Annotated in this window: 4 protein-coding genes; 3 read left to right on the top strand and 1 reads right to left on the bottom strand. The window is 69.2% G+C overall.

Annotated features, from left to right (window positions below; genetic code table 11):
- The 3 genes from ACFV0O_RS40950 to ACFV0O_RS40940 all read left to right on the top strand — a co-directional run.
- Window positions 1-291, top strand: a 291-nt coding sequence (locus ACFV0O_RS40950) for a transposase (RefSeq protein ID WP_380350003.1), incomplete at its 5' end; no start/stop codon positions are given.
- Between the two features lie 436 nt (window positions 292-727).
- Window positions 728-991 carry a hypothetical protein gene (locus ACFV0O_RS40945; RefSeq protein ID WP_380350000.1) on the top strand — a complete coding sequence of 88 codons (264 nt, stop codon included), beginning with the start codon at window positions 728-730 and terminating at the stop codon, window positions 989-991.
- 106 nt (window positions 992-1,097) lie between these two features.
- Complete coding sequence (locus ACFV0O_RS40940; protein ID WP_380349997.1) at window positions 1,098-1,559, top strand: hypothetical protein; 462 nt, start codon at window positions 1,098-1,100, stop codon at window positions 1,557-1,559.
- A 611-nt stretch (window positions 1,560-2,170) separates the two neighbouring features.
- Here ACFV0O_RS40940 and ACFV0O_RS40935 read toward each other — a convergent pair.
- Window positions 2,171-3,723 (bottom strand): galactose oxidase-like domain-containing protein (locus ACFV0O_RS40935; RefSeq protein WP_380349994.1); only part of this gene is annotated, 1,553 nt, incomplete at its 5' end.

Genomic DNA, 3,723 nt, shown 5'->3' with positions numbered 1-3,723 from the left:
CGCAAGGCCCGGGCCGACATGGGCTACAAGAATGCCGTCGTCGAACACGGCGCCACCCTGGGCATCGACGTCGAGATCGTCCGCCGCGACCCCGCAACCAAAGGGTTCGCCGTCCAGCCCCGTCGCTGGGTCGTAGAGCGGACCTTCGGCTGGCTCATGAACCACCGCCGCCTCGCCCGCGACTACGAAGCCCTCCCGGCCCGCTCCGAAGCCATGGTCCACGTCGCGATGATCGGCCTCATGACCCGCCGACTCACCGGAGAATCCACCCCGACCTGGCGCGGAACCTGACCCCCGAAACCAGGGACGAAACGCCCAATCACAGCGCGCGCCCTCGACCTGGTCCCCGTCCAGCTCGAACAGCGCCGCCTCACCGCCGTCATTTCGCACCGGTTCGCTTTCCATGGCGTGATCGCAACCAGGCCCGGTGGCCGAATTTCATCCCGGGGCGCTTTGCCTCACCCTCTCCGGCGGTGGTCGCTGCCGGGAATTTCGCACCGCTCCGGATTCCGTACCGGCCGCCCGCGTGCGGGTTGTCCCACACCCGCACGCGATCGCCGGCCATGTTGTCCCGCTTGTTGTCCCGCGCAGCGTGCCGCGCACACGCAGGTTGTCCCCGCCGCGCAGCAGGTTGTCCCGCGCGGTGCGCGTGCGCAGCGGCCTCTGCGCAGCAAGGTCGCCCCTACTGCGCCCGTGACCGTCCGGTCCCGCTCGCGGTTGCACTGGTATGACGACCTCGCCTCCCGTCCCGCTGCCGCTCCACACCCCAGACCTCGACGGGGCCGAGGCCTTCGAGAAGCAGGTGCAGCGCGCGGCCGGGCCGGCGGCGCTGCACCGGGGCGCCGACGCCGGGGAGGAAGCGGCCCGGTGGGTACGTGAGCTGGCCGGCCGTCAGTGCGAGGAGGGGCACGCCCGGGCGTTGGAGCGCGTGGCCGAGGCGATCACCCGGGCGAGCAGCCGCGAGATCATCCCCGCAGCGAGGGCCTGCTGACCGAGGAGCTGCGCTACACCCTGGCGGCGGGCGTGGTGCTCGGCGCCTCACACACCATCGGCACTCTGCCGAGCTCCACGGCGGCGAGCGGGCCGCCCTGGTGGCGGTGTGCCCGCTCGCCGCGGCTCTGCCGTCCTGCGTGCTCGGCGACCTGAAGCGCGAGCTCACCGTGCTCGCCAGTGAGCTGGCCTGCGCCACCGAGGCTGGCCGCCTCGCCACCGCCGCCGGTGACGCCCGCGTCCTGCCCGTCCGCAAGCCCCGGACTCTCGGCCACGAGCACGGCGATCCGCTCGACCGCCTCGCCTACCGGAGGGTGTTCGCCGGCGCGGCCGAGTCATTCGAGATCGCCCTGCGCAACGCGGTCGCCGTCGCCGGGCCCGGCATCGCGGCCGCCGCCCTGCTGCGAGTGGCCGACGACCCCACGCTCGGCCTGAACACCGAGCAGTGGGAGCACCTGCACCGCATCGCCGCCGAGCTGAACCCGGACGTGGTCGAGGACCTGGGCGGCACAAACGACGACGACACCACCAACAGCGCCGACCGCCCGGCCGGGCCGGCCGCCGGTTGAGCGGCACCGTACGGCGCGGTCTCGCCTCCGGCACCGGGCTGGCCCTGCGCGCCACCACACTCACCACCCGCATCGCCGCCCTGATCCGCGACGCGGGCACCCCCGGCAGCGACTTTCTGGAGCGCGCGAGCATCCTCGACGCGGAGATCCGGACCGCGGGCGTGCGCGCGCCCAGGCCATCCACGTCCTGGCCGTGTGCTTCCACCACGCCGTCCTCGACGAGGCCCCCGCCTTCGCAGGCGCTATCCGGGCCCTGGACCAGCTCACCCGCGACCGCGACTACGCCTACTACACCGATATCGCGCACTTCATGGCCGGCCAGCCACTGGCCCACCCCTCACCGGCACGCTGGTTCGACTGCCAAGACGCTGTCCGCGACCGGTGGCGCACCCTCGCCATCACCCGCCGGACGCACCTCAGCACCGGCCGCCCGGATGACCCATCGTCGCGCATCTTCCACCACGCCTGCGGCCCCGGACCGTCTGACGTCAGCAGCCAAGGCCGTTCTCAGCCTGGAGAGCAACGCTGAAGAGGTTCAATGTGAGCGCGACAACGAGCGCGTCGCTGGCTGCCTGCGACAGGCCAGCCGGGGAGGTTACTGTAGCCAGCGCTCAGCCGACGGTGATGAACCTGCCAATGGAGGGGACGCGAGCCCCGTCGAGAACGAACATCAGGTACACGCCGGGGGGAGCGACCCCACCCGACGGAGGTGGAATGACGTGTAGGTGCTGGGCGTCAGCGACGCTGAATACCAGCTCTACGTAGCGCTGGTCCGAGCTGAACGCATGCGTGGTCGATGAGGTGCGAATGACTGCGACCTCCCCGATGGCGCTGGCCTGTGCTACCTCGACCGTGATCGCGTCCTTCGGCCCCTGCGCGTAGGCCATGCGCTCCGGGACGGAGATGAGTTGTGGTCGCTGCTGGTCGAAGTACCACGGTTGGTAGATTTCAATATGGAGTTCACGGGTGTCGTGATCAGCTCCACTGGGGTCGCCGTTCACGTTCGAGCCAGCAGTCCACACTGCCCCATCAGGGGTCAGCAGCGCCACCGAGTGGTAGTTGCGGACGACCGCCGCGTCCTGCAGCCGGTCCCAGGTGTTGCTATCGGGGTGGTACATCTCAGCGGTCCGGACCGTGGTGGTGTCATCCGCCTTGTTGGCGACACCGCCGCTGACGAAGACCTCGCTGGTGGGGAGCAGCACAGCATTGAGGTTGTACCTTGGCCCATTCAGCGGCCGCGGACCGGTTGTCCTCCATGCCGGCCTCTCATCGGCGAGGTCGATACGTCGCGGTGTCGCGCCTCCACAGAGCAACACGCTCGGCTCGTGGTTCTTCGACGGCCGCAGTGGCAGCAGGACGGAGGTAGTGTCAATGCTGCTGGCGATGGCCAGCGCCAGGTAGTCCGGATCGCCAAGGGCTGCGACCTGAGAGGACTCTTCGGTGTCGGGGTCGTACGTGATGCTGAAGCCGAGCTGACCCTCCGCCACGCTGTCCAGCGGTGTGGCACAGAACACTTTGCCATCGGGCAGCACATGCATCCGAGGGTATTGAACGAATGCCGATAGATCACCGAGAGCTGGGTGGATCGTCCAAGCGTCGCGGGCCGGGTCGTAGATTTCCGGTGTGTTGTTCCAGTGTCGGCTGTCGGTGCGGGCTGGGTGCCCGCCGACAGCTAGGACGCGACCGTCGGCGAGCGTGATAAGGGTGGGGTACCAGCGGCCCCCGCCAGCCAGCCCGAATGCGGTCCGATGGTTGGGACCCCACCCATCGGCCTCGGTCCACCACAGCGAATTGACAGCACCGGCGCGACTGGCCCAGAACAAGTCGATCATTCCGTGCCCGCGGCTGACACTCGCGACGGCACTCCCAGCCGCTGCGGCGAGGGGTGACCCACCGCCGACCAGCACGAATGGGTTGTGTTCGTGCCAGGGTTCTTGCTCGCTGTAGAAGTGAGAGTTGACCGCGCCGTCGCGGCCGGTCCAGAAGATGTCAATCTTGTCGGCGCTTCGGCTCACTGCCGCTATTGCACTGCCGGGGGTTGCCGCCAACGGCTCGTGGCCGGGAATCAGCACGAATGGGTTGTGTTCGTGCCAGGGTTCTTGCTCGCTGTAGAAGTGAGAGTTGACCGCGCCGTCGCGGCCGGTCCAGAAGATGTCAATCTGTT

This window comes from Kitasatospora sp. NPDC059577, assembly GCF_042735475.1.
GTDB lineage: Bacteria > Actinomycetota > Actinomycetes > Streptomycetales > Streptomycetaceae > Kitasatospora.
Note: the sequence above shows the minus strand (reverse complement) of the source record. Positions and strands in the feature narration are given on the sequence as shown.